The 1,779-nt window shown below is 61.7% G+C and carries 3 protein-coding genes and 1 pseudogene; all 4 read right to left on the bottom strand.

The features are described 5' to 3' along the window. Positions 1-91: 91 nt before the first annotated feature. Complete coding sequence (locus NKH36_RS34610) at positions 92-328, bottom strand: cysteine hydrolase family protein (RefSeq protein WP_352966294.1); 237 nt, start codon at positions 326-328, stop codon at positions 92-94. A gap of 486 nt (positions 329-814) precedes the next feature. Next, entirely contained in the window at positions 815-1,105 is a 291-nt protein-coding gene (locus NKH36_RS34605) for a DUF6894 family protein (RefSeq protein WP_352966292.1), read from the bottom strand. Further along, on the bottom strand, positions 1,095-1,322 hold the full coding sequence (locus tag NKH36_RS34600; RefSeq protein WP_352966290.1) for a hypothetical protein: 228 nt from the start codon (positions 1,320-1,322) through the stop codon (positions 1,095-1,097). Before NKH36_RS34600 ends, NKH36_RS34605 begins: the two co-directional genes overlap by 11 nt. A 20-nt stretch (positions 1,323-1,342) precedes the next feature. Further along, a pseudogene (locus tag NKH36_RS34595) lies at positions 1,343-1,779 on the bottom strand (catalase); the annotation flags it as partial.

Genomic DNA, 1,779 nt, shown 5'->3' with positions numbered 1-1,779 from the left:
GCGCTGAACAGGAACATCGCCACCAGGGCGATCGTAAGCCCGTTGTCCCGAAATATGGTTCTCATGATCTTGTCTCCCGCGGAACCTTCGGCTAGCGCCAGTTCTCCAGAACCTCTTCAATCCTCACCGCCTCGACTTGCTCGCTGAAGCGAGAGCGGTAGAGCTCCAACAGTGCGTCATGCGTCTGGTCGACCGAACTGCAGATGGCATCGGTCGCAAGGACGACACGAAAACCACGGTCGATGGCGTCGAGGACCGTGGCAAGCACGCAGACATCGGTTTCGCCGCCGGTGATGACCAGCGTGTCGATCCCTGACCCATTGAGCATCGCGTCGAGCCGGCCTTCAGTCCACGGCGAATAGACTGCTTGTCGAGCGTTCTTGCCGGCGGCACGAACCGCGCCAGAGAAGGCATTAGGTCGACGAGGCCGGCATCGATGTTGGCAAGGGTGACCTCGGCCCAACGCCGATAATACCGCGCCCACATGCCCGGTCCTTCGCCTGGCCGAGCGGCCGGAACAAAACGTGTGAACAGCGTTTGCTGCGGATGTCTTGCGGTCAATTCCTCGATGACCGGCAGCACGTTTTGCGCCCACGGCACGGCCCAAGGCCCGCCCGGCGCGAACAGGCGCTGCATGTCAACGCAAAGATGTAGGGAATTCTCACCAAGCGGACCGTGTACCAGGCCTAGGGCGGCCATGATCAGCCGCGGCCGCGGTCGGGTGATGCATAGTCTCTATCCGAGCGCGGGCATAGCCCGGGAGGTCCCGCCGTAGCCTCGCATCTCTGCCAATCTGCCTTTAGCCGTTGCCGGTTCATGTTCTTGTCAGGCGGGCCGCTTCCGCCTCCTGCACGTCGATGGCGTACAGCAGTTCGCCGTTCTCGTCGCGCAGGCGCACGAGCCAACCTGAAAGATCGTCCGTGCCCGGCTGAAGGTCGACCAGAAGATCGATAGCGCATCGAACCGCTTCCTCCCGCGCAGCCTCTAAAGTTGGCATCCTGGACGGAGGAACCTGACGGCCGCGTCCGCCGTCGCGATACTCGAAGATGTAGAGCCCGCCGTTTTCGTCATTCGCCGCTGTGACGGCGACTTCGTCAAAATTCATTGCTTCGGGCATCATAGTCGTTCACAGCCAAATCGAAGGTCGCGGTCTGGACCAGGACCGCCTTCGCTCGATTGATAGCGGCCTCGTTGTTTCCGCCGTCAACGCCTGCCATGTCGACGGTAACGCAGTCACCGCCTTCGCCGCAGAAGATCACGCGCAGGATGGGCTGTCCGGTCGGGGCGGTTGCCTGGGTAACTTCGGTTCGAATGATCTGCATGAGAAACTCCGTCACCATCCCTACAATTTGACGGCCATTTCCCGGCTCCAGAGACGCAGCTTGCGGCAGCCCTCGATAAAACCGGTAATCGCCTTGGGATCATCGAGACCAATCATGCCTTCATCGGCTTCCGGATCGACGCCAGCCTTCTGCAGCAGCGGTACGGCGCCCGACGTGAAGCCGATGAATTTGCAATGGGCAAAAGCGTCGGCAACGAAATCGCGCGCGGCGGCCTCACCCGTCAGGCGCTCCGCTCCTTCCTCGGAGAGGATCAGCGCTACTGCGTCGAACAGGACCGATGGCCCGCCGTCGATCATGTGCTTTGCAGCGATGAGACTTCCATCCGCCGCCTCGACGCCGCCCACCTTGGGCGCTATGACCTCCATCACGGCGCCTTCCTTCTCGATCGCTGCCTGAAGGTTCTTCAGCAGCGCTGCATCGGCGCCGGGACTGACAA

It is taken from the genome of Mesorhizobium sp. M1312 (assembly GCF_040318115.1).
In the GTDB taxonomy this organism is placed as follows: domain Bacteria; phylum Pseudomonadota; class Alphaproteobacteria; order Rhizobiales; family Rhizobiaceae; genus Mesorhizobium.
The sequence above is the reverse complement of the archived record's forward strand: the minus strand, read 5'-3'. Positions and strand labels throughout refer to the sequence as shown.

Excerpts from the sequence above, each read along its gene's own strand:
- NKH36_RS34610 (WP_352966294.1), bottom strand. The coding sequence starts at position 328 with ATGCTCAATGGGTCAGGGATCGACACGCTGGTCATCACCGGCGGCGAA.
- NKH36_RS34605 (WP_352966292.1), bottom strand. The coding sequence starts at position 1,105 with ATGAATTTTGACGAAGTCGCCGTCACAGCGGCGAATGACGAAAACGGC.
- NKH36_RS34600 (WP_352966290.1), bottom strand. The coding sequence starts at position 1,322 with ATGCAGATCATTCGAACCGAAGTTACCCAGGCAACCGCCCCGACCGGA.